The sequence below is a fragment of the Tistrella mobilis genome (genome assembly GCF_041468085.1).
GTDB lineage: Bacteria > Pseudomonadota > Alphaproteobacteria > Tistrellales > Tistrellaceae > Tistrella > Tistrella mobilis_A.
Map to the genome: position 1 here is coordinate 1,936,116 of NZ_CP121017.1, position 19,684 is coordinate 1,955,799.

The window sequence follows — 19,684 nt, forward strand, 5'->3', positions numbered from 1 at the left end:
TGAAGATATGATGAATGCCCGCAGCCGGTTTACTTGATCCCCGCCCGCATGAACGACTGCACGAAGGCCCGCTGGAAGATCAGGAAGGCGATCAGCAGGGGGGCGGCCGACAGCAGGGTGGCGGCGGTGATGATCGACCAGTCGATGCCCTGATCGGTGGAGGCGAAAACGGCGAGCCCCACGGTCAGCGGCCGGGTTTCGACCGAACGCGCCACGACCAGCGGCCAGAGGAAATTGTTCCAGTGGTGGCTGATCGAGACCAGGCCATAGGCGACATAGACCGGCTTCGCCAGCGGAATGTAGACCCGGCGGAGCAGGCCTGAAAGGCTGCAGCCTTCAAGCCGTGCGGCGTCGTCCAGCTCCTTCGGAATGGTCATGAAGGTCTGGCGGAGCAGAAAGATGCCGAAGGCCGAGGCGACATAGGGAATGGCGATGCCGGTGATGGTGTCGACCAGACCCAGCCTGTCGAGGGTGGCGTAGTTCTGCACGATCAGCACGTCGGGCATGATGGTCAGCTGGACGAGCACGCCGACGAACAGCAGGTTCCGCCCGGGAAATTCCAGCCGCGCAAAGGCGAAGGCGGCCAGCGTGCCGATCACCAGCTGGCAGGCCAGGATGCCGGTGACCAGCATCATGGTATTCAGCATGTAGCGCGGGAAGGGGGCCGCGTCCCAGGCTGCGCGGAAATTGTCGAGCGTGAGCGGCGCCGTCAGGTCGAAGCGGGTGGCATAGGCGCCGGGATGGAAGGCGGTCCAGATCGCATAGAGCAGGGGTGCTGCCCAGATGACGGCGAGCAGCCAGGCGCCCAGATCCACCAGCCGGGGCAGGCGGGCGACAAGCCCGGCCGGGACGCGGGGCGAGAGCGGGGGCGTGGTCGCGGTCATCGATAATGCACCTTCCGGTCGAGCAGCACGAACTGGCCGATCCCCACCAGCGCCAGGATGATCAGCAGCACCACCGAGATCGCGGCGGCATAGCCCGTATCCCAGAAGCGGAAGCCGGTTTCGTAGACATAGAGCAGCAGCAGCATGGTGGCGTTGTCGGGGCCGCCGCGGGTCATGATCATTACATGGTCGACCATGCGGCAGGCATTGATGATGGCGTTGACCAGCACGAACAGCGTGGTGGGGGCCACCAGCGGCCAGATCACCCGCCGGAACCGCGACCAGGGGCCGGCGCCTTCCAGCGTCGCCGCCTCGATCAGCTGGGGCGGAATCTGGGTGAGGGCGGCCAGATAGAAGATCATGAAGAAGCCGGCCTCCTTCCAGATCGCGACCACGATCACGGCGCCGAGCGCCGTTTCCTGCTGGCCCAGCCAGTTGGTGGCGCCGAAGCCCGCAAGCCCGGCCAACTGATCGAGCAGACCGTAGGAGGGGGTGTAGAAGAACAGCCAGATATTCGCGACCGCGATCATCGGCAGCACGGTGGGGGTGAAGAAAGCCAGCCGGGCGAGGCCGCGGCCGCGGATCTTCGACGAGACCAGCATCGCCATGCCGAGTGAAATCAGGATGGTGGCGGGCACGGTCGCCAGCGCGAAGATCAGATTGTTCCAGGCCGCCTTGACGAAGGCCGGGTCGTCGAGCAGCCAGAGATAGTGGTCGAGGCCGATGAATTTCGACGGCCGCGCACCTTTGGGCGTGGAGTAGAGCGCCGTGACGAAGGTCTGCACCGCCGGCACATGGGTGAAGGTGGCAAGCAGGACGACCGCCGGCAGCAGCATCAGGCTGGCAGGCAGAAGATGGGTGCGGCGGAAGGTCATCGGCGGCGAATCCGGTGGCAGTCGAAAACGGGCGCCGACCCGGTCCCTGCGAAGATCGACGCAGGGACCGGGTCGGCGGAGCGGCACCTCAGCGATAGGGGCGCAGGATGCGGGTGGCTTCGGCCTGGGCCGCCTCCAGCGCCGGCTTCGGCTCTGCGGCACCGGTCAGAACCGCCTGAAGTGCGTTATTGAGGGCGGTGGTCACCCGCTGGTTTTCATGCGTCGACAGCTCGGCGACCGCATAGTCCAGCTGGTCGCGGGCAACCGCGGCGGCCGGGAAGCCCTTCACATAATCCTGCATCGCCGGGGTCTGCCAGGCATCGGGGCGCACGGCGACATAGCCCGTGTCGATGCCCCACTGGGCGGCGCGCTCGGGCGTGCTCATCCAGGTGACGAAGGTCGCGGCGGCCGCCTTCTGGGCGTCTGTGGCGCTGGAGAAGACGTAGAAATTGCCGCCGCCGGTGGGCGAGCCGCGGCGTGCCTTGGCCGGCAGCATGCCGACACCGAAGTCGAAGGGCGCGTTCTTGCGGATATTGGTCAGGTTGCCGGTGGTGGTCCAGATCATCGCCGCCTTGCCTTCGAAGAAGTCGCGCGGCGTGGTGCCCCATTCCACGATGCCGGGGGCGTGGATCTTCTCCCTGGCGGAGAGGTCGCGCCAGAAGGTCAGCGCTTCGACCACCTTCGGGTCGTCGTAATGGGTGACGGTGCCGTCATTGCTGGCCAGCTCGACGTCGTTCTGGGTGGTCAGTGCCTGGAACAGCCAGTAGGGGAAGCCCGAGGACGGAATCTGCACGCCCCAGCGGGTGACATTGCCCGAGGCATCGCTGCGGGTCAGCTTGTGGCCCATGGCCACGAACTCGTCCCAGCTGTCGGGGCCCTTTTCGGGATCGAGGCCGGCCTCGCGGAAGGCCTCCTTGTTCCAGAAGGCGACGATGGTGGAGCGCTGGAAGGGGATGCCCCAGGTCTTGCCGCCGGCCTGGCTGTTGGCCATGAAGGCCGGATAGAACTTCGACGGCAGGGCCTTCTGGTCAGCGGTGGTGGCGATGTCGTCGAAGGAGACGATCGCGCCTTCGTCGATCAGCGTGTACATGTCGGTCGACAGCATCACCGCGACTTCGGGCGCATCGCCGCCCTTGAAGGCGGTCAGCGCCTTGGTGACGGTGTCCTGATAACTGCCCGAATAGATCGGGTTGACGTCGATCTCGGGATGCTCGGCCTCGAAGGCCGCGACATAGCCGTCGATGATCTTGGTGATCGGTCCGCCGACGGCGACCGGGTAGTAGAAGTCGAGCGAGGTCTTGTCTGCGGCAAAGGCGGTGCCGGCGACCATGGTCGAGGCCAGCAGGGCGGCAGCCAGCGTGCCGGTGACGGTGCGGAACATGGGTGCGGTTCTCCGGTGAGCAGGCAGGATCAGGGTCTGAGCAGCCCGGCCGCGGTGCCGGCCGGCGGGTCGACGCGCCGACCGGTCGCACTGTCGAAGACATGCAGCCGGCCGGGGGCGATGGTGAGCGCCACGGCGGTGCCGGGCGCGATGGCGTGATGGCCCGGAACCCGGGCGGTAAGACGGCCGGCGCCCGGGGCATAGCCGTCGAGATCGATACCCAGGATGGCGTCGGCCCCCAGATATTCGCGCTCAACCAGAACGCCTTTGAGGGCGCCGGTAGCGTCGGGAGTGAGAAGCGGATCGCCGAGCGGGGTGGGGCGGATGTCTTCCGCCCGGGCGCCGGCCAGCAGGCCGGGGGCCCGGGCAGGCGCGATCAGCCCGATCGGCGGCTGGCCGATGAAGCGGGCGGCGAAGACGGTCTCGGGGTGGTCGTAGAGCCGGTCGGGGCGGGCGGCCTGCTCGATGCGGCCGCCATTCATCAGCACCACCTGATCGGCCATGCTCATGGCTTCGGCCTGATCATGGGTGACATAGACCATGGTCAGCCCCAGGCGCTGCTGCAGGGCGCGGATTTCGCGCCGCATTTCCGCCCTGAGCCGGGCATCGAGATTGGAGAGCGGTTCGTCCATCAGGCAGAGCGGCGCCCGGGCGACCAGGGCGCGGGCCAGCGCCACGCGCTGCTGCTGCCCGCCCGACAACTGCGAGGGCCGGCGGTCGAGCAGCTGGCCGAGGCCCAGAAGATCGGCGGCTTCCGCCAGGCGCTCGCGGCGTTCGGCGGCGGGGACGCCGCGAACCTCCAGCCCGAACAGGATGTTGCGCGCGACGTCCAGATGTGGGAACAGGGCGTAGGACTGAAAGACCATGGCCAGGCCACGCGCCGCCGGCCCGTCGCGGGTGACGTCCCGCCCGCCGATCAGAACCCGGCCCTCATCGGGCTGGTCCAGGCCGGCAATGATCCGCAGCGTGGTGGACTTGCCGCAGCCCGAGGGGCCCAGCAGCACCAGCATCTCGCCCGGCTCCGCCCGGACGGACACGCCGTCGAGCGCGGTCACCCCGGCCCAGCGGCGGGTGATGCCGTCGAGATCAAGGCCGATACCGGTGGTGGAGGGCTGAGGCGCTGTCATGCGGCGGTCTCCGCGGCGGTGACGATCACGCGGGTGCCGGCAGTGTCGAGCAGCCGGGCGAGCGCCGGCGGCAGGGCCGCATCGGTGACCATAAGATGGGCATCTTCGATCCGCCCGCCGCTGGCACTGGCGGGGCGGCCGAATTTGGTGGCATCTGCAACCAACACCCGCTGACGGCAATGGGCCATGATCGCCTGACGCGCGATCACCTCGTCAGGGGTGAAGTCGAGCAGGGTGCCGTCGGGGTCGATGCCACCCGCGCCGGCAATGCCGAAATCGACCCGGTAGGCGGCGAAGACCCGCGCGGCCGCCTCTCCGGTGACGCCGCGATCGCTGAGCCGGCCACCGGCGATGGTCACGTCGATCCGGGGCGTTTCCGAGAGCAGGGCGGCAATGGCGACATTGTTGGTGACGACGGTGAAGGCGGCCTCCCGCTCTGCCAGGGCGCGGGCGACCTGTTCGGGCGTGGTGCCGATGCCGAGCGAGACCGAGGCGCCGTCGGGGATGAGTGCCGCCACGGCGCGCCCGATCCGGCGCTTGGCCTCCAGGTTCAGAACCTGACGGGTGCCATAGGCGATGTTGCGGTCGGGCCAGGCCGCCCCGCCATGCATGCGCTTCAGCCGGCCGTCATCGGACAGCGCGTTGACATCGCGGCGGATGGTCTGGGGCGTGACCCGGAAACGGGCAGCCAGCGCGTCGATACCGGCATAACCGGTCTCGCGGACGAGCGACAGGATTTCGGAGCGGCGGCGGGTCGTGTTCATGGCCCCGATCCTGTCCGCGCGGCGTCACCGGTTCAAAGGAAGGTTCGGTTTTCGTTTGATGACGGTTCGGCGACATGAAACCGTTCGTTCGCGCGAAGGGTGCTTTTCGTATGAACGGTCGTTGTCCCGAGCAAATGGACACTGGCCGTCGAGCGGGGTTGGGGATAGAAGCTTCATTTGATCCAGGGGCACGCAATCTGCGAGACTGAGGCTGCCGGCTTCCCCGCATGCCGCGTGCCCGACGGCCCGGGCTGCCCGACAGAATGACGGGTCAGGCCCGGTTCGACACGGGTCAGGCCCGATTGGACACGGGTCAGGAACGAGACAGGGACGAAGGCGATCTTATCCATGGACAGACGAGCCGGTTCATCCGACACGAGCGGGGCGACGCGTCCGCCCCAGCGCGAGCTGCCGGTGGCCATCCGCGAAGGCCGGCCGGCCGATGCTGCCGCGGCCACCCGTGTAGGGGTGGCTGCCTGGGAAAAGGGGCCCGGCAGCGTGCTGCCATCCTCGGCGCGGGCCCCCATGGCCGACGGCAAGATGTTCGACCTGCTGCTTCGCCAGGCGCCGGAACGGATTCTGGTCGCTGATGTCGGTGGCCACGTGCTGGGCCTGGCGGTGGGGGATGCCGAAGGTGAGCAGCTGACCGATCTCTGGGTCGATCCGCGCGCCTGGGGGCGGGGGTTGGGCAGCCGTCTGCTGTCGGCCTTCGAACAGGCTGCCGGGGAGCGCGGACGCAAGCGGATCGTGATCGATGTTCTGGAAGGCGATGAGCGGGGGCTGGGCTTCTGCCGCCGCCGCGGCTATCAGGCGGTTGGCCGGTCGACCGTCCGCGACCGGGATCTTCATATGATGATCGGCAAGATCCGTCTGGAGAAGCGCCTGGGTTGAGCCGGCGCCCCCGCCGACTGTGGCGGGAATGTGCCACCCGGGACTGCGCGTGTATCGGGTAAACCACGGTTTATCGCCGTTTACACGCCGTTTACATTGATCGGCTATGACAAGAGCGTGACACCCCCCGAAATGCGGGGGCCGGGCGGCAGCGTTGCCCGTCCCCCCGCGAGTGTGAGTACGCTCTGACCATGATCACTGTCGGATCGATCCGCGGCCGCCGGAGCCGCCGCCCTGCTTCCCGTCTGACCGCGGCCCTGGTGGCCGGCACCGCCCTGGCCGGCGGGCTGGCCGCCCTGGTGCCCGCCGGGCCCGCCCGCGCCGACCAGCCGGGCGGCATCATGAATTCGGTGGACATGATCGGTGCCCGCGCGCTCTGGGAGCGCGGCATCACCGGTCAGGGCACGGTGGTTGTGGTGATCGACAGCGGCGTCGAGACCAGCCATCCCTTCCTTGAAGGCAAGGTGATCGACGAGGCCTGCGTGGGCCTCTCAGGCAATGGCCGGACCGGGAATTGCGGCGACGGCGCGGATTTTGCTACTGGCGCAGGCGCGGCCGCTCCTGACTATACCGACGAAGACGCAAATCACGGCACTCATGTCGCCGGCACCATCGCCGGCAACAACGGCGAGGCCTATGGTGTGGCGCCGGATGCGAAGATTGCCGCGATCCTGATCAAGGCGCCCAACGGTGTGGGGGAGGATGAAGGCTGCGGCGAGGCCGATCCGGATTGCGCGGCGGCTCTGAATAGCGGACTGACCCGTGCCTATTCCCATATCATGGAGCTTGCGCAACAGCACCGCATCGTCGCGGTAAACATGAGCCTAGGTGCGGACGAATATTCCGGCATCTGCGACGATCAGACCCCGGGCGGGGGGGCTCTCTCAGCAGCCTTCCAGGCGGCCCATGCCTCGGGCATCGCCAATGTCGTCGCTTCGGGCAACGAATATCATACCACCACTGTCTCGACGCCTGCCTGCCTGACCGGCGCTATTCCGGTCGGCGCCGTGGACAATGACGAGATCATCGCCGCCTTCTCCAATCAGTCCGAACTGGTCGAACTGATGGGTCCAGGCGTTGATGTCGTCTCGTCGGTTTTTAATGGTGAATATGACAAGCTGTCCGGAACGTCGATGGCGACACCGCATGTTGCGGGCGCGATCGCACTGCTTGCCTCGGCCTCGCCTGGCGCTTCGGTTGACGAGATCTATCAGTCGCTGGTTCTGACCGGCAAAGAAGTCACCTATGACGAGGCGACCCTGATCGAACGGGTGGACGAGCAGGGCCAGCCTCTGCCCGAGAAGCTGGTCTTCCGCCTGATCCAGGTCGACAAGGCCGCCTTCCTGCTGATCGCGAGCCGGGCCGACGCCATGACGCTGGCGGCGACCACCGACCGCGGCCGGGCGATGGGCACTGCCTTCCGGAATCTGGTGGGCGAGGATTTCGCCACCGATCCGCTGACGGTCTATCGCGCGCTGGACGTGGTCGGCCGCTCGGGCATGGACGGCGCGCTGTCGCAGCTTGGCCCCGACCGCAACACGGCCACCGCCGAGGCCACGCTGGCCCTGCTGGGCGAGATCGGCCGGACGGTGTCGGCACGCCTGGGCGGCGTGCGTCAGGACGGGTCGGGCGTCACCGCCGCCATGGATGCCCCGCGTCAGTTCGCGGCCGCCGCCACCGTGATGGCCGATGTCACCTCGGGCAGCTCCAGCCTGGCCTCGCTCGCCCGCCTGCCGGGCATGGAGGGTGGCGAGACCGGGGGCTGGGTGCGCGGTTTCGGCCAGTGGCTGGATCGGGACGCGACGGCAGAGCGCTATGGCTATCGGGCGAGCGGCGGCGGCGTGATCGCCGGCATCGACACCATCGTCGGCGAGGGCTGGCGGGTCGGCGGCTTCACCGCCTATGGCCGCAGCAGCACGAAGACCGATGGCGGCCTGGGCGAGGGCACGGCGGATCTGGCCACCCTCGGCGTCTATGGCGGCTATACCAAGGACCGCTACCACCTGGATGGCTCGTTCTCCGTCGGTTATGGCTGGAGCGAGACCGATCGCGTGATCGCCCTGCCGGGCCTGCTGCGCACCGCGAAGGGTGAAACCGAGGGCTTGACCGTGCAGAGCCGGATCGCGCTGGGGGCCACCTATGACGTCTCCGGCTGGTCGGTCGGCCCCGAGGCCTGGGTCGGCTATACCGGCCTGCAGCAGAAGGGCTATACCGAAACCGGTGCCGGCAGCCTGAATGCGCGGGTCGACGAGCTGTGGCTGGGCGAGGTCGGCACCGGCCTCGGCGTCACGGTCGGCCGCGGCTTCGACCTGGGCGGCCCGGTGCTGATGCCGGCGGTGACGCTGGGCATGGGCTATCGCAGCCCCACCGGCGACGACAGCATGACCGGCGTGCTGGGCGGCACGGCGGCGGGTGCCTATGCGCTGGATCTGGCGCGCGAGAACGAGCTGACCTTCGACCCCGTCGTCGAGGCGGTGCTGGCGGTCGACGGCTCGACCAGCGCCTATGCCTCGTGGCGTGGCCGCTTCGGCGACGGCGTCGCCGACCAGGCCGGTACGGTGGGGCTGCGCATCACCTGGTGATCGCGGTCTTCCACGACGACGACAAAATGAAGGGCCGGACGAGCGATCGTCCGGCCCTTGTGTCTGATCGGTCCTGCGGTCGTCTGTCAGGCGGTCTGGCGGGCGCGCATGTCGAGCACGGTCAGCCGGCCGTTTTCGGTGACCGCGGCCAGCCAGTCGCCATCATCGCTGATCGCGATGTCGACCACCGGGCTGCCCGAGGGCTCGGTGATCGGCGCGCCGGTGCCGGCCCCCGGCACCGCCACCACCAGCCCGTGATCATAGCCGATCATCAGGGTGGGCGATTTCGGATGCCAGAGCACTGCCGTCACCCCCGTACCGTAGGGCTGGGGGATTTCGGTCGGGGCCTTACCTTCGGGGCCGGTGCGGCCGGCAAAGGACCAGACGATCACGTTCGACGAGCCGCTGGTCGCCAGCATCCGGCCATTGGGCGTGAAGGCCAGGCTCCGCACCTTGGTGTCGTAGCCGGCCATGCGCAGCTTGTGGCCATCGGCCAGCCGCCAGGCATTCAGGGTGGAATCGCCGGTGGCCGCGACCAGCCAGTCGCCATCGGGCGAGATCCGCCCGCCGAGAAGCTGGCCCTCGGCCGGCAGCCGTTTGGGCGACTTGCCGAACGAGGCCGTCCACCACAGCGTCACCCCGTCGCCATGGACCACGGCCAGCCGCTTGCCCTTGGGGTGGAAGTCGAGCCCGGTGACGGTGCGTGGATGATCGTCGCCATCGCCGGTGATCCGGCCCTGGCGATCGATCAGCACCACCCGCTTGCCGGCCGCCGCGGCCCTGAGGCCGCCCTGCGGCGACGTCGCCACCGCCTCTACCCAGCGCCGGCCCAGTTCGGCCAGCACGGTGACGGTGCCCTCGGCCGAGACCGAGACGACCTTGCCGTCGTCGCCGCCGGTCAGGAAGGCGCCGGCGCCGATGTCGCGGGCAAAGGAGAGCACCTGGCCCTTATGGGCCTGAACGGCCGAGCCCAGGGTGAAGCCGTCATTGCGCCGGAAGATCCGCACACTGCCATCACCCAGCGCCACCGCCAGGGCCTCGCCCTTGCGATCGAAGGCGAGGCCGACGGCCGGCGCGTCAAGCTCTTCGCTGCGCCGGCGCGAGGCCAGGCGGCTGAAATAGCTGTCGGGTGCGGGGGTCTCAAGCAACGTTGCCATCGAACCCCCGCTTCAGCTCGGCGGCATCGAGGTCACGGCCGATCACCACCAGGCGGCTGCGCCGGGTCTCTCCCTCGGCCCAGGGGCGGTCGAGCGTGCCTTCCGAGATCATGTGCACGCCCTGCAGGACGAAGCGCCGGTTCTGGCCGGCGAAGTTCAGGATGCCCTTGAAGCGCAGGATGTCCTGGCCCTTGGTCATCAGCAGCATGCTGAGCCAGCTTTCGAACAGGGTCTTGTCCAGCGGCTGATCGGTGGTCAGCGACAGGCTGGAGATCGACAGATCGTGGTCGTGGGCCAGCACGCCCGGGGTGGCCGGGGCGTGATCATGGTCGTGGTCATGATCATGATCATGATGGTCATGGCCGTGATCATGATCGTGGTGGTGATGATGGTGGTGGTCGTCGCCTCCGCTCAGGAACTCCGGCTCCAGCGCCAGCGCCCGCTTCAGATCGAAGGCACCACGGCCGAGAATCGCCTCCAGCGCCACATTGCTGCGCTCGGTGCGGTGGATCTGTGCCAGCGGATTCAGCCGGCGGATGGTGGCTTCCACCCGCGCCAGCGTGTCGGCATCGACCAGATCGGTCTTGTTGAGCACGATGATATCGGCGAAGGCCACCTGTTGGGCGGCTTCCGGCGCATCGACCAGGCGCTTTTCAAGGTTCAGCGCGTCGACCACCGTCACCACGCCGTCCAGCTGGGTGCGGCTGGCGATGTCGCGGTCCAGGAAGAAGGTCTGGGCGACCGGTGCGGGTTCGGCAAGGCCGGTGGTCTCGATCAGGATGCCGTCGAGATTGCCCGAGCGCTTGAGCAGGGCACCGACGATCCGGATCAGATCGCCACGCACCGTGCAGCACAGGCAGCCATTGTTCATGGTGAAGACTTCCTCGTCCGCGTCCACGACGAGGTCGCCGTCGATGCCGATCTCGCCGAACTCGTTGACGATGACGGCATATTTGCGGCCATGCTGTTCGGTCAGGATACGGTTGAGCAGCGTGGTCTTGCCGGCCCCCAGATAACCGGTGAGCACGGTGACGGGAATCTTTTCCATGAGGTCCTCGGACGGGAGGGAGTGGTTCAGGCGTCGGATATGGCAGGTCCGGAGCGTCGCGCCAAGGCCGGGCTGTCCGCAAGGGCAAAGAGCATAGCACCCGTGCGGCCACGGTATCACCCGCCTTGTGCTCCGGACAGGTCGTCAGGCGGCGATGAAAGCCGAGATCGACGAAGCCCGGCCATGCGGCGTATGTTTCCCCAGAGCCCGCCACCGTCAGGCGGCGGGCAGGGACCGCCATTTCGGGAGCATCAGGATGACCGACACCCGCAGCACGCTCAGGATCGCCCTCGGCGCCGTCCTGATCCTTGGTGCCACGCTGTCCGGTGCGCCGACCTCCGCCACGGCGGCAACCACGGTGGCCTCGCCGGCGGCAGCGGTGCTCCAGACGCCCGATTTCGTGGCGCAGCTGGGCTATGTGGAGGGACATCTGCGGGTTGGCGGCGCGCTTTATGCCGATGGTCGGCGGGAGGAGGCGCTGGTCCATTTCCGCCACCCGGCCGGGCATATCTATCCGCTCATCGCGCCTTCGATCGCGGCGCGCGGCATCGCCGGGTTCGAGGCCGAGCTGGATGGCGTGCGCCGCGCGGCCGAAGCCGGCAAGCCTGCGGCCGAGGTCTCGGCGGCGATCGATGCCGTGATGGCGAAGCTGAAAGCGGCGGCGAGTTCGGTGCCGGTTGAAGAGCGCCGCGACATCCATACAGGCCTCAAGGTCGCGAGCCTGATGCTTGATACCGTCGCTGCCGAATACCGCCGGGCGATCACCGGCGGCCGGATCACCGGTGCCGTCGGCTATCAGGACAGTCTGGGCTTCATGCAGGTGGTGATCGGCATCCTGCGCCAGGCCCAGCCGCGGTTTCAGGAGGCGGATCCCGATCGCTGGAAGGCGGTGGCCGGCGATCTGCGCCAGCTGGCCCGGGCCTGGCCGTCGCTGGTGCCGCCGGCGGAGCCGGTGCTGTCGGCCGACGAGGTCGGCGCGTTGACCTCGCGCCTGCGCCTGGCACTCGACGGGTTCTGAGGGCCCGGATGAAGACCGCCCCTCGCGACGACAGCCGGCCCAGGGCCCGGCGACGCCCGAAACGCCGGCCCTGGCTCGCCTCGGCGGCCGTGCTGGTGCCTCTGGCTGCTGCGGGTGTACTGGCATTGATCCGCGGGCTCGACGGCCTGCACTGACCGATCAGCCGGCGGCTTCGGCCGCCAGCCAGATGGCACCGGCCATGAGCGCCAGGCCCGCCCCGATATCGATGCGGGCGAGGCTGCGGGCCCCGAGTCTGCGGCCGAAGCGGCTGCCGGCCGCAGAGAGCATCACCCACCAGCCGAGCGACCCCAGGAAGACACCGACGGCCAGTGCCGCCGGCACCAGCGGAGCTGCCCCCGCGGGCGTGGCGCCGAGACCGAGCCCGGCGAAGAGGCCCGCGAAGCTCGCGATGGTCATGGGGTTGGAAAGGGTGAGCAGAAAGGCGCCGAGCACGTCGCGCCCGGCCCGGCCAGGATTGGCCGGCGGCCCCGCATCGCCGCTGGCAAGCACGGCCCGGCCGCGGCGCACCGCCCCCAGGCCGATCCACAGGATCAGGGCTGCCCCGGCGAGCTGCGGCCAGAGCGGGTCGATGGCGGCGATGCCGAGCGCGGCGCCGAGGCCGAAGGCTGCGATCACCGCATAGACGAAATCCGCCGCCGCCACCCCGAAGCCCGAGGCGAGCCCGGCCGTGAAGCCGCCGGTCACGGCGCGCCTGAGGCAGAGCAGGCCGACCGGCCCGACGGGGGCTGCGACCGCAAGGCCGAGGGCCATGCCGCGGAGGAGGGCATCGAGCGGCGTCATGACATCACCTCGGCCGGCGGCAGGCCGGGAAGGAGGCCGGGGGCATCCGGGAAGGGCGAGGGGACGCCGTCATCCTTGGGGGAGGAGAGGGCGATCATGCTGTGGCTGCGGATCAGCGCCCCGGTCGCCTTCAGCCGGCCGAGCAGGGCTTCGAGCCCCGCGATATCCGCCACCCGCACCTTGAGCAGATAGGACCAGTCGCCGGTGACGTGATGGCATTCAAGCACCGCCGGATCGGACCGCAGTGTCTCGACGAATGCGGCTTCGACCGCAGGGCCGCCCAGCGCCACGAAGACGAAACCCAGCACGCCCCGGCCGATGGCCTCGGGCGCGACGCGTACGGTCATGCCCCGGATCACCCCGCGTTCGGTCAGCCGGCGCACGCGGTCGTGCGCGGCCGAGGTGGAAAGCCCTGCGGCCTGCCCCAGCTCGGCCATCGGCGTGCGGGCATCGGCCTGAAGCCGGGCGATGATTTTCCGGTCGGCGTCGTCTATCATCGGATGTTATCCTGCATTATCCCATATATGCGGGATACTATACGATGAACTTTCAAAATCAAACAGAACATCCGGCTCATGCGCCACCAGGCCGGATGAAATCCGGTGTCCTGCCGCCGGCCTTCATAAATGAGAATGAGTTGCAATTGCGCGAAACTCCGTTTAGGTTTCGGCGTGTGAGGCGGTTGCGACATGACGTCGCGATCGCTCCCCTAGAGCCAGCCACCCAGCATGGGGGCCGTTCCGCCGTTTGGTCGCGCTGCGGCCGGGGCGGCCCCCGTGCCAGGCAGCCAGTGCCCGCTCCCGGGCGTGGCGCCGCGCCCCGCCCGGGAGCGGCACTGCGCCCGTCCGGTCTTAAAAGAACCGCCGTGAGAAGGCTTGGCCCCGTGTCGTTCTGCTTCGCACCCGACCAGCGCATTGATCGCCGACGGTTGTCGGCGCTTGCCCTGATGCTCGCCGCCGGTACAGCGCTTGCCGCCGGTACCGTGCCCCATCAAGCCGCTGCCGCCGATGCCGCCGGCCCGGCGCAGGAGGTGCAGCTTGCCGCCGGCCGCGCCCCGATCGAACTCGATCCGGTGACCGTGCTCGGCACCCGGACCGAGAAGGCGGCAAGCGAGGTTCCGGCCTCGATCGGTGTCGTCGGCCAGGAAGAGATCAAGATCCGCCAGGCCGATGATCTGGGCGATCTGGTCGACGATATGCCCGGCGTCGAGATGTCGGGCGGCCCGCGCCGCACCGCCATGCAGCCTGTGATCCGCGGCCTGACCGGAGAGCGGGTGGTGCTGCGGGTCGATGGTGCGCGCCAGAATTTCGAAAGCGGCCATCGCGGCCGGATCTTCATCGATCCCTCGCTGCTGGAGCGGGTGGAGGTGCGGCGCGGCCCTGCTTCCTCGCTCTATGGCAGCGGCGCCATCGGCGGCGTGATGGAGGTCGACACCCTCAGCCCCGGACGGTTCCTGGAAGAGGGTGAGCCCTGGGGCGGCGAGGTCGGTGTCAGCTGGGAAAGCAATGGCGACGGCTTCGGCGCCCATGCGATCGGCGCGACCCGGCTTGGCGCCAATGCAGAAGCCCTGGTCGGCATCACCGGCTTCGATGCCGACGATCTTGAGAACGGCTCGGGCGAGACCATCCCCTATACCGCCGACGATGTCCGCAGCGGCCTGGCCAAGCTGGTCTTCCGGCCGGCCGAGGGCCATGAGCTGACGGCGTCTTACCTGCAGTTCCGCGACGACCACATCATCCCGTCGGCGGCCAATACCAACACCAACAGCATCATCGTCGACCGCAAGACCGACCAGAAGACCATGACGCTCGGCTGGCGCTTCGACGGCAACGGCAACCCCTGGTTCGATCTGGACGCGAAGGTCTACCGCACCGAGACCGCGCTGGAAGAGCGCCGGACCGATACCGGCCGCTTCGACGAGACCGATCTTGCGACCACCGGCATCGACATCGCCAACACCAGCCGCTTCCAGCCAGGCGGTTTCGGCAGCCATGCGGTGACCTATGGTGTCGAGGCCTATCGCGATGATCAGGACGGCAAGCGTGACGGCGGCGCCCGGCCGCAATATCCGGATGCGCAGCAGGACATTTTCGGCCTGTTCATCCAGGACGAGATCGTGTTCTTCGAACGCCTGACCTTCACGCCGGGCGTGCGCTACGACCGCTTCGACCGCGAGGCGGATGGCCTGGACAGCAAGTCCGACGATGCCGTCAGCCCGTCGATCTCGGTCGCCTATGCGGTGACGCCCTGGCTGAAGGCCTATGCCAGCTATGCCGAAGCTTTCCGCGCGCCCTCGCTGACCGAGCTTTATGCCACGGGTCAGCACTTCCCCGGCAATAACTTTGAAGCCAACCCCGATCTGCGGCCGGAGACGGCAAAGAACAAGGAAATCGGCCTCACCCTGTCGGAGGATGGCATCCTGGTTCAGGGCGACCGCCTCACCGGGCGGGTTGCGATCTTCCGCAATGACGTCGAAGATTTCATCGAGCAGATCGTCGACTTCCGGGGCGGCAGGACAACGCGTGACAACGTCCAGGATGCCAGGCTGGAAGGCGTGGAGGTTGAACTCGCCTATGACGCGCCGCTGTGGTTCGCGACCTTCGGGGCCGCGCGCATCCGTGGCGACGACCGGACCGAGGGTGATCCGCTGGGCGGCCTGCCGGGCGACAAGGTGTCGCTGGGCGGCGGCCTGAAGTTCATGGGCGGCGATGTGGTGACCGGCTGGCGCCTGGTCGCTCACGACAAACAGGACCGGATCGCCAATGGCGAGACGGTGACCCCGGGCTATGCCGTCCATGACGCCTGGATCAGCTTTCAGCCGTCGGATGGCGGCCTGCGCGGGGCGCGCTTCGACCTGGCCGTCGACAATGTCTTCGACAAGACTTATCGCCAGGCGCTGTCGGAACTGGACGATCCGGGACGGACCGTCAAGCTGACCGCTGCCTATCGCTTCTGATCCGACCCGCCGTTCTTAGCGGAACGACCCGACAAGGACCGCCGATCATGCACACCGAACCCGCGGACGTCCGTATCGAGGCCGAGACCGGCCACCGCTCACCATCGCGCACCGGCCCGGGCGGGCCGGCCAGCCTTGACAGCCATGCGCTGCTCGGCACCGCGGGTGAGGTGCTGATCGCGCATTGCGGCGAGACCTACCGTCTGCGCCGCACAAGACAGAACAAGCTGATTTTGACCAAGTGAGGCGAATGAGATGACCATGCCCTCCATCGATCAGAGCGCCGATCTTGCCGCCCGCCGGGCGGCCCTTGCCGCGTCAGAGCCGGGGCTGCGTGTCCGGGACCAGGCCGCCCGTCTGGGCGTGTCGGAAGGTGAACTCGTGGCATCCGGCATCGGCAGCAACGTCATTCTTCTGGATGCCGAGCCGGGTGATCTGATCCGGGCCGTCGAGAGCCTGGGTCCGGTGATGGCGCTGACCCGCAACGAGCATGCGGTGCACGAGATCGTCGGCACTTACGGCAATGTGTCGCTCGGCGCCCATGCCGGTCTGGTCATCAACAAGCCGATCGACCTGCGCCTGTTTCTGAACCGTTGGTTCGCGAGCCTGGTGGTCGAGGAGGCCCGCGGCGACACGACGCTGTCGAGCCTGCAGTTCTTCGATCGCCATGGCGTCGCCATGCACAAGATCTATCTGCGCCCCGAAAGCGACCGTGCCGCCTGGGCAGCGCTGATCGAGGCGAAGCGTGCCGCGGTGCAGGTGCCGCCGGCCTTCGAGACGGCGCCCGAGGCCGAGGAGATCCCGGCCGATGCGCCGGCCGGTTTCGATGCCGGTTCCTTCCTGTCGGATTGGGAGCATCTGGCCGATACGCACGATTTCCTGCCGATGCTGAAGCGCCATGGCGTCTCTCGCCCGGCGGCGCTGAAGCTGGCCGAGGGCCGCTTTGCCCGCAGGCTTTCGCAGGGGGCGTTCCGTGCGGCGCTGGAGGCTGCGGCGCGCGACCAGGTGAAGATCATGATCTTCGTGCCCAATCCGGGCTGCATCCAGATCTCGGGCGGGACCATCCATCGCGTGGAACCGCGCGGGCCCTGGATCAACATCCTGGACCCGGGCTTCAACCTGCATGTCCGCGAAGACCATATCGCCGCCGCCTGGCAGGTCGACAAGCCGACCGTCGACGGCACGGTCACGGCGGTCGAGCTTTATGACGAGGCGGGTGAGCTGTTCCTGATCATGGTCGGCGTGCGCGAAACCGGCGTACCCGAGCTGCCCGAATGGCGTGCCCTGGTCCATGCCCTGCCGGGGGTGGCCGGCTGATGCGCCCGGCCGACCTGAACCGGCGGCGGTTCCTGGCAGGCACCGCTGCGCTGGGGCTTGGTGGCGCCGTCGCCGGCCTGGTCGGCCGCGCCGCCTTCGCAGCCGGTCCTGCGGCATCGGACAGGCTGGTGACCATCGGGGCCGCCGTCACCGAAACCGTCTGGGCGCTGGGGGCGGGGGATCGCATCGTTGCGGTCGACACCACCAGCCAGAGCCCGGCCGAGGTCATGAAACTGCCCAAGGTCGGCTATATGCGCACGCTGGCCGCCGAAGGGCTGATCGCAACCGGCGCCACCCGGGTGATCGCGGATGACGGGGCGGGCCCGGCTTCGACACTCGATCAGGTGCGCGCGGCAGGCATCGACGTGCGGATGATCCATTCCGCGACCCGGATCGACGAGGTCGAGGCGGCGATCATGGCCGTGGGCCGGGCCGTCGGGCTGGAAGGCCCGGCCGGAGAGCTTGGCCGGACGGTCGCCGCCGATCTCGCCGGTCTGGCGGCGATGGCGCAGACCCGCGGGCATCACCCGTCGGTGATGTGCGTGATCGGCATCGGTAATTCCGGGCTGATGGCTGCCGGGCGCGATACCGCGGCCGCTGCCGTGATCCGGCTGGCCGGTGGCCGCAATGCCTTCGACGAGGTGGCCGACTACGCCCCGGTTTCGGCCGAGGCGGCTGCCGCCTCGGCACCCGAGGTTCTGGTCATGCCCGAACATGCCATCACCCGCATGGGCGGCCGCGATGCCATCCTGAACCTGCCGCAGCTCAGGCTGACGCCGGCGGCGCAGGCCGGCCGGCTGCTGGCGATCGACGGCCGGGCGCTTGCCGGTCTCGGCCCTTCCACCGCCCGCATCGCCGCCGGCTTCGCCGCCGAGCTCGACCGGGCCGGGGTCTGAGACCGTGGCGGTGGTGACCGAGACTGCGGCGGATACGCCCGGTTTTGCCGGCATCGTCGATGCCCGCGCCCGTGCGCGGCGGCGGATGGGCGCGGCGCTGGTGATCGCCCTTCTGGCAGTGGCGGTTGCAGCGCTTGCGACCGGGCCGCTCGCCATTTCGCCATCCGATTATCCGGCGGTCGCCCAGGCATTGATGGTCCGCTTCGGCTGGATCGACCCCGCAGCGGTGGAGATCGCGCGGGCAGATCAGGTCAAGGCGGCGGTGCTGATGGACATCCGCCTGCCGCGGCTGATCCTGGGGCTGATGGTGGGGGGTGTGCTGGGCCTGTCGGGTGCCGTGCTCCAGGGGCTGTTCCGCAACCCGCTGGCCGATCCGGGGCTGATCGGCGTGTCGTCGGGGGCCGCGCTTTTCGCCGTCGCGGCGATCGTGCTCGGCCATGCGCTGGTGCCGGCGCTGCCCGATTGGGCGGCTGCCGCGATCGTGCCGGTGGCTGCCTTCTGCGGCGCCATCGCCGCCACCATGCTGGTCTGGCGGCTGGCGGGCGGGGCTGCGGTGGATGGGGCAGCGGCGGGACAGGACATGTCGCTGCTGCTGCTGGCCGGTGTGGCGATCAGTGCGATCGCGGCGGCCGGTGTCGGCCTGTTTTCGTATATCGGCGACGACCAGCAGTTGCGGGAACTCACCTTCTGGGCCATGGGCGGCCTGGGCGGGGCGCGCTGGGGGCTGATCTGGGCGCCGGCCATCGCCATCGCCATTGCGGCCTGGCTGCTGCTGCCGCTGGCCCGGGCGCTGGACGCCCATGCGTTGGGCGATCAGGATGCCTATCATCTGGGCGTCGACGGCACAAGGCTGCGGCGCCGGGCGGTGATCGGGGCCGCGCTGGGTGTCGGGGCCGCCGTCGCGGTGTCGGGAACCATCAGCTTTGTGGGCCTGGTGGTGCCCCATCTGGTGCGGCTTGTGGTGGGCCCCGCCCATCGCGGCGTGCTGCCACTGTCGGTGCTGGCGGGGGCGGTGCTGCTGGTGGGGGCAGACCTGCCGGCACGGCTGGTGGCGGCCCCGGCGGAACTGCCGATCGGCATCGTCACCGCCCTGATCGGCGGCCCGTACTTCATTCATCTGCTGCGCGCCCGCATCCGCGGCGGCGGCATCTGATCCGCAGCCGCGGATCCCGGACCACCGGAGGGCCCCGATGCTGAGCCTCACCCGTGCCACCTGCCGCCGCGGCGGCCGGACCCTGGTCGACGAAGCCGATCTCGACATTCAGCCGGGGCGTCTGGTGGCGATCCTGGGCTGCAACGGCGCGGGTAAATCGACCCTGCTCGGCCTTGCCACCGGTGCGATCCGCCCCGATGGCGGCCGAGTGGCGCTGGACGGAGTGTCGCTGGAGCGGATTCCGGCAGAAAGGCTCGCCCGCCGGCGGGCCGTGATGGGGCAGGCCGACATGCTGGGCTTCGCCTTCACCGCGGCCGAGGTGGTGGCGCTGGGCCGCGCGCCCTTCCGCGGCGTGGCGACGCCGGACGAGGATGCGGTGGCGATCCGCCAGGCGATGCTGGATACCGGCATCGGGCCGCTGGCCGACCGCATCGTCACCCGGCTGTCCGGCGGCGAGCGACGCCGTGTGCAGCTGGCCCGGACCCTCGCCCAGGCGGCGGGGTGCCGGGCCGAGCCCGGCACCCGGGCGCTGTTGCTCGACGAACCCAATGCCGCACTCGACATCGCCCGCCAGCGCGATCTGGCGCGGGTGATGCGTCAGGCTGCAGATGGCGGGCTGGCGGTGGCGGCCGTGCTTCACGACCCGGATCTGGCGGCGGCAGTTGCCGACGAGGTGGTGTTGATGCGGGCCGGGCGGATCCTGGACCGGGGCACGCCCGCACAGGTGCTGACGGCGGCGGCGCTGGATGCCGTCTATGACGTCACCGCCCATGTCGTGCTGGACGGCACCACCGGCCGGCCGCGGATCGGCTTCAGCTGGCTTTGAGCCGGCCC

Annotated in this window: 19 protein-coding genes; 10 read left to right on the forward strand and 9 right to left on the reverse strand. The window is 69.0% G+C overall.

Annotated elements, in window-relative coordinates:
- Window positions 1–29 precede the first annotated feature (29 nt).
- From P7L68_RS14575 to P7L68_RS14595, 5 genes are all read right to left on the reverse strand, one after another.
- A complete protein-coding gene (locus P7L68_RS14575; protein WP_372006850.1) occupies window positions 30–827 on the reverse strand; it encodes a carbohydrate ABC transporter permease in 798 nt (265 codons plus the stop codon).
- A gap of 53 nt (window positions 828–880) precedes the next feature.
- Window positions 881–1,759 carry a carbohydrate ABC transporter permease gene (locus P7L68_RS14580; protein ID WP_372006348.1) on the reverse strand — a complete coding sequence of 293 codons (879 nt, stop codon included), beginning with the start codon at window positions 1,757–1,759 and terminating at the stop codon, window positions 881–883.
- A gap of 88 nt (window positions 1,760–1,847) precedes the next feature.
- Window positions 1,848–3,140 carry an ABC transporter substrate-binding protein gene (locus P7L68_RS14585; protein WP_372006349.1) on the reverse strand — a complete coding sequence of 431 codons (1,293 nt, stop codon included), beginning with the start codon at window positions 3,138–3,140 and terminating at the stop codon, window positions 1,848–1,850.
- Window positions 3,141–3,169: 29 nt separating this feature from the next.
- Window positions 3,170–4,267 (reverse strand): ABC transporter ATP-binding protein, encoded by a 1,098-nt coding sequence (locus tag P7L68_RS14590; protein WP_372006350.1) that lies wholly within the window; start codon window positions 4,265–4,267, stop codon window positions 3,170–3,172.
- A complete protein-coding gene (locus P7L68_RS14595; protein ID WP_372006351.1) occupies window positions 4,264–5,031 on the reverse strand; it encodes a DeoR/GlpR family DNA-binding transcription regulator in 768 nt (255 codons plus the stop codon). The genes P7L68_RS14590 and P7L68_RS14595 overlap by 4 nt, the downstream gene beginning before the upstream one ends.
- 348 nt (window positions 5,032–5,379) lie before the next feature.
- On the opposite strand from P7L68_RS14595, the gene P7L68_RS14600 reads away from it, so the two are divergent.
- Window positions 5,380–5,922, forward strand: a complete 543-nt coding sequence (locus P7L68_RS14600; RefSeq protein ID WP_372006352.1) for an N-acetyltransferase family protein — start codon at window positions 5,380–5,382, stop codon at window positions 5,920–5,922.
- 191 nt (window positions 5,923–6,113) lie between these two features.
- Window positions 6,114–8,504 carry an autotransporter domain-containing protein gene (locus P7L68_RS14605; RefSeq protein ID WP_372006353.1) on the forward strand — a complete coding sequence of 797 codons (2,391 nt, stop codon included), beginning with the start codon at window positions 6,114–6,116 and terminating at the stop codon, window positions 8,502–8,504.
- Between the two features lie 86 nt (window positions 8,505–8,590).
- Here P7L68_RS14605 and P7L68_RS14610 read toward each other — a convergent pair whose 3' ends face one another.
- Together P7L68_RS14610 and P7L68_RS14615 are read right to left on the reverse strand one after the other, a co-directional pair.
- Window positions 8,591–9,661, reverse strand: coding sequence for a WD40 repeat domain-containing protein (locus P7L68_RS14610; RefSeq protein WP_372006354.1), 1,071 nt, complete (start codon window positions 9,659–9,661; stop codon window positions 8,591–8,593).
- Window positions 9,645–10,709, reverse strand: coding sequence for a GTP-binding protein (locus tag P7L68_RS14615; RefSeq protein WP_372006355.1), 1,065 nt, complete (start codon window positions 10,707–10,709; stop codon window positions 9,645–9,647). The genes P7L68_RS14610 and P7L68_RS14615 overlap by 17 nt, the downstream gene beginning before the upstream one ends.
- A 256-nt stretch (window positions 10,710–10,965) precedes the next feature.
- Between P7L68_RS14615 and P7L68_RS14620 the strand changes: the two genes are divergently transcribed.
- Together P7L68_RS14620 and P7L68_RS14625 are read left to right on the forward strand one after the other, a co-directional pair.
- On the forward strand, window positions 10,966–11,727 hold the full coding sequence (locus P7L68_RS14620) for a hypothetical protein (protein WP_372006356.1): 762 nt from the start codon (window positions 10,966–10,968) through the stop codon (window positions 11,725–11,727).
- Between the two features lie 8 nt (window positions 11,728–11,735).
- Window positions 11,736–11,882 carry a hypothetical protein gene (locus tag P7L68_RS14625; protein ID WP_372006357.1) on the forward strand — a complete coding sequence of 49 codons (147 nt, stop codon included), beginning with the start codon at window positions 11,736–11,738 and terminating at the stop codon, window positions 11,880–11,882.
- Window positions 11,883–11,886: 4 nt separating this feature from the next.
- On the opposite strand, the gene P7L68_RS14630 is transcribed toward P7L68_RS14625, so the two are convergent.
- Window positions 11,887–12,528: a LysE family translocator gene (locus P7L68_RS14630; RefSeq protein ID WP_372006358.1), complete on the reverse strand. Its 642-nt coding sequence runs from the start codon at window positions 12,526–12,528 to the stop codon at window positions 11,887–11,889.
- Window positions 12,525–13,025 carry an Lrp/AsnC family transcriptional regulator gene (locus P7L68_RS14635; protein ID WP_372006359.1) on the reverse strand — a complete coding sequence of 167 codons (501 nt, stop codon included), beginning with the start codon at window positions 13,023–13,025 and terminating at the stop codon, window positions 12,525–12,527. Before P7L68_RS14635 ends, P7L68_RS14630 begins: the two co-directional genes overlap by 4 nt.
- 386 nt (window positions 13,026–13,411) lie before the next feature.
- Here P7L68_RS14635 and P7L68_RS14640 point away from each other — a divergent pair, with 386 nt between their 5' ends.
- The 6 genes from P7L68_RS14640 to P7L68_RS14665 are packed head-to-tail and all read left to right on the forward strand — an operon-like array spanning window position 13,412 to window position 19,676.
- Window positions 13,412–15,484, forward strand: coding sequence for a TonB-dependent hemoglobin/transferrin/lactoferrin family receptor (locus tag P7L68_RS14640; RefSeq protein ID WP_372006360.1), 2,073 nt, complete (start codon window positions 13,412–13,414; stop codon window positions 15,482–15,484).
- Window positions 15,485–15,531: 47 nt separating this feature from the next.
- Entirely contained in the window at window positions 15,532–15,729 is a 198-nt protein-coding gene (hemP, locus tag P7L68_RS14645; RefSeq protein ID WP_372006361.1) for a hemin uptake protein HemP, read from the forward strand.
- A gap of 10 nt (window positions 15,730–15,739) precedes the next feature.
- Entirely contained in the window at window positions 15,740–16,801 is a 1,062-nt protein-coding gene (locus P7L68_RS14650) for a hemin-degrading factor (protein ID WP_372006362.1), read from the forward strand.
- On the forward strand, window positions 16,801–17,697 hold the full coding sequence (locus tag P7L68_RS14655; protein ID WP_372006363.1) for a hemin ABC transporter substrate-binding protein: 897 nt from the start codon (window positions 16,801–16,803) through the stop codon (window positions 17,695–17,697). Before P7L68_RS14650 ends, P7L68_RS14655 begins: the two co-directional genes overlap by 1 nt.
- Window positions 17,698–17,710: 13 nt before the next feature.
- Window positions 17,711–18,850, forward strand: a complete 1,140-nt coding sequence (locus P7L68_RS14660) for a FecCD family ABC transporter permease (protein WP_372006364.1) — start codon at window positions 17,711–17,713, stop codon at window positions 18,848–18,850.
- 37 nt (window positions 18,851–18,887) lie between these two features.
- Entirely contained in the window at window positions 18,888–19,676 is a 789-nt protein-coding gene (locus P7L68_RS14665) for an ATP-binding cassette domain-containing protein (protein WP_372006365.1), read from the forward strand.
- The last annotated feature ends 8 nt before the right edge of the window (window positions 19,677–19,684 follow it).

What these genes read in the sequence shown, in the direction of transcription:
- P7L68_RS14580 (WP_372006348.1), bottom strand. Translation starts at nt 1,759, where the DNA reads ATGACCTTCCGCCGCACCCATCTTCTGCCTGCCAGCCTGATGCTGCTG.
- P7L68_RS14585 (WP_372006349.1), bottom strand. Translation starts at nt 3,140, where the DNA reads ATGTTCCGCACCGTCACCGGCACGCTGGCTGCCGCCCTGCTGGCCTCG.
- P7L68_RS14590 (WP_372006350.1), bottom strand. Translation starts at nt 4,267, where the DNA reads ATGACAGCGCCTCAGCCCTCCACCACCGGTATCGGCCTTGATCTCGAC.
- P7L68_RS14595 (WP_372006351.1), bottom strand. Translation starts at nt 5,031, where the DNA reads ATGAACACGACCCGCCGCCGCTCCGAAATCCTGTCGCTCGTCCGCGAG.
- P7L68_RS14600 (WP_372006352.1), top strand. Translation starts at nt 5,380, where the DNA reads ATGGACAGACGAGCCGGTTCATCCGACACGAGCGGGGCGACGCGTCCG.
- P7L68_RS14605 (WP_372006353.1), top strand. Translation starts at nt 6,114, where the DNA reads ATGATCACTGTCGGATCGATCCGCGGCCGCCGGAGCCGCCGCCCTGCT.
- P7L68_RS14610 (WP_372006354.1), bottom strand. Translation starts at nt 9,661, where the DNA reads ATGGCAACGTTGCTTGAGACCCCCGCACCCGACAGCTATTTCAGCCGC.
- P7L68_RS14615 (WP_372006355.1), bottom strand. Translation starts at nt 10,709, where the DNA reads ATGGAAAAGATTCCCGTCACCGTGCTCACCGGTTATCTGGGGGCCGGC.
- P7L68_RS14620 (WP_372006356.1), top strand. Translation starts at nt 10,966, where the DNA reads ATGACCGACACCCGCAGCACGCTCAGGATCGCCCTCGGCGCCGTCCTG.
- P7L68_RS14625 (WP_372006357.1), top strand. Translation starts at nt 11,736, where the DNA reads ATGAAGACCGCCCCTCGCGACGACAGCCGGCCCAGGGCCCGGCGACGC.
- P7L68_RS14630 (WP_372006358.1), bottom strand. Translation starts at nt 12,528, where the DNA reads ATGACGCCGCTCGATGCCCTCCTCCGCGGCATGGCCCTCGGCCTTGCG.
- P7L68_RS14635 (WP_372006359.1), bottom strand. Translation starts at nt 13,025, where the DNA reads ATGATAGACGACGCCGACCGGAAAATCATCGCCCGGCTTCAGGCCGAT.
- hemP (WP_372006361.1), top strand. Translation starts at nt 15,532, where the DNA reads ATGCACACCGAACCCGCGGACGTCCGTATCGAGGCCGAGACCGGCCAC.
- P7L68_RS14650 (WP_372006362.1), top strand. Translation starts at nt 15,740, where the DNA reads ATGACCATGCCCTCCATCGATCAGAGCGCCGATCTTGCCGCCCGCCGG.
- P7L68_RS14655 (WP_372006363.1), top strand. Translation starts at nt 16,801, where the DNA reads ATGCGCCCGGCCGACCTGAACCGGCGGCGGTTCCTGGCAGGCACCGCT.
- P7L68_RS14665 (WP_372006365.1), top strand. Translation starts at nt 18,888, where the DNA reads ATGCTGAGCCTCACCCGTGCCACCTGCCGCCGCGGCGGCCGGACCCTG.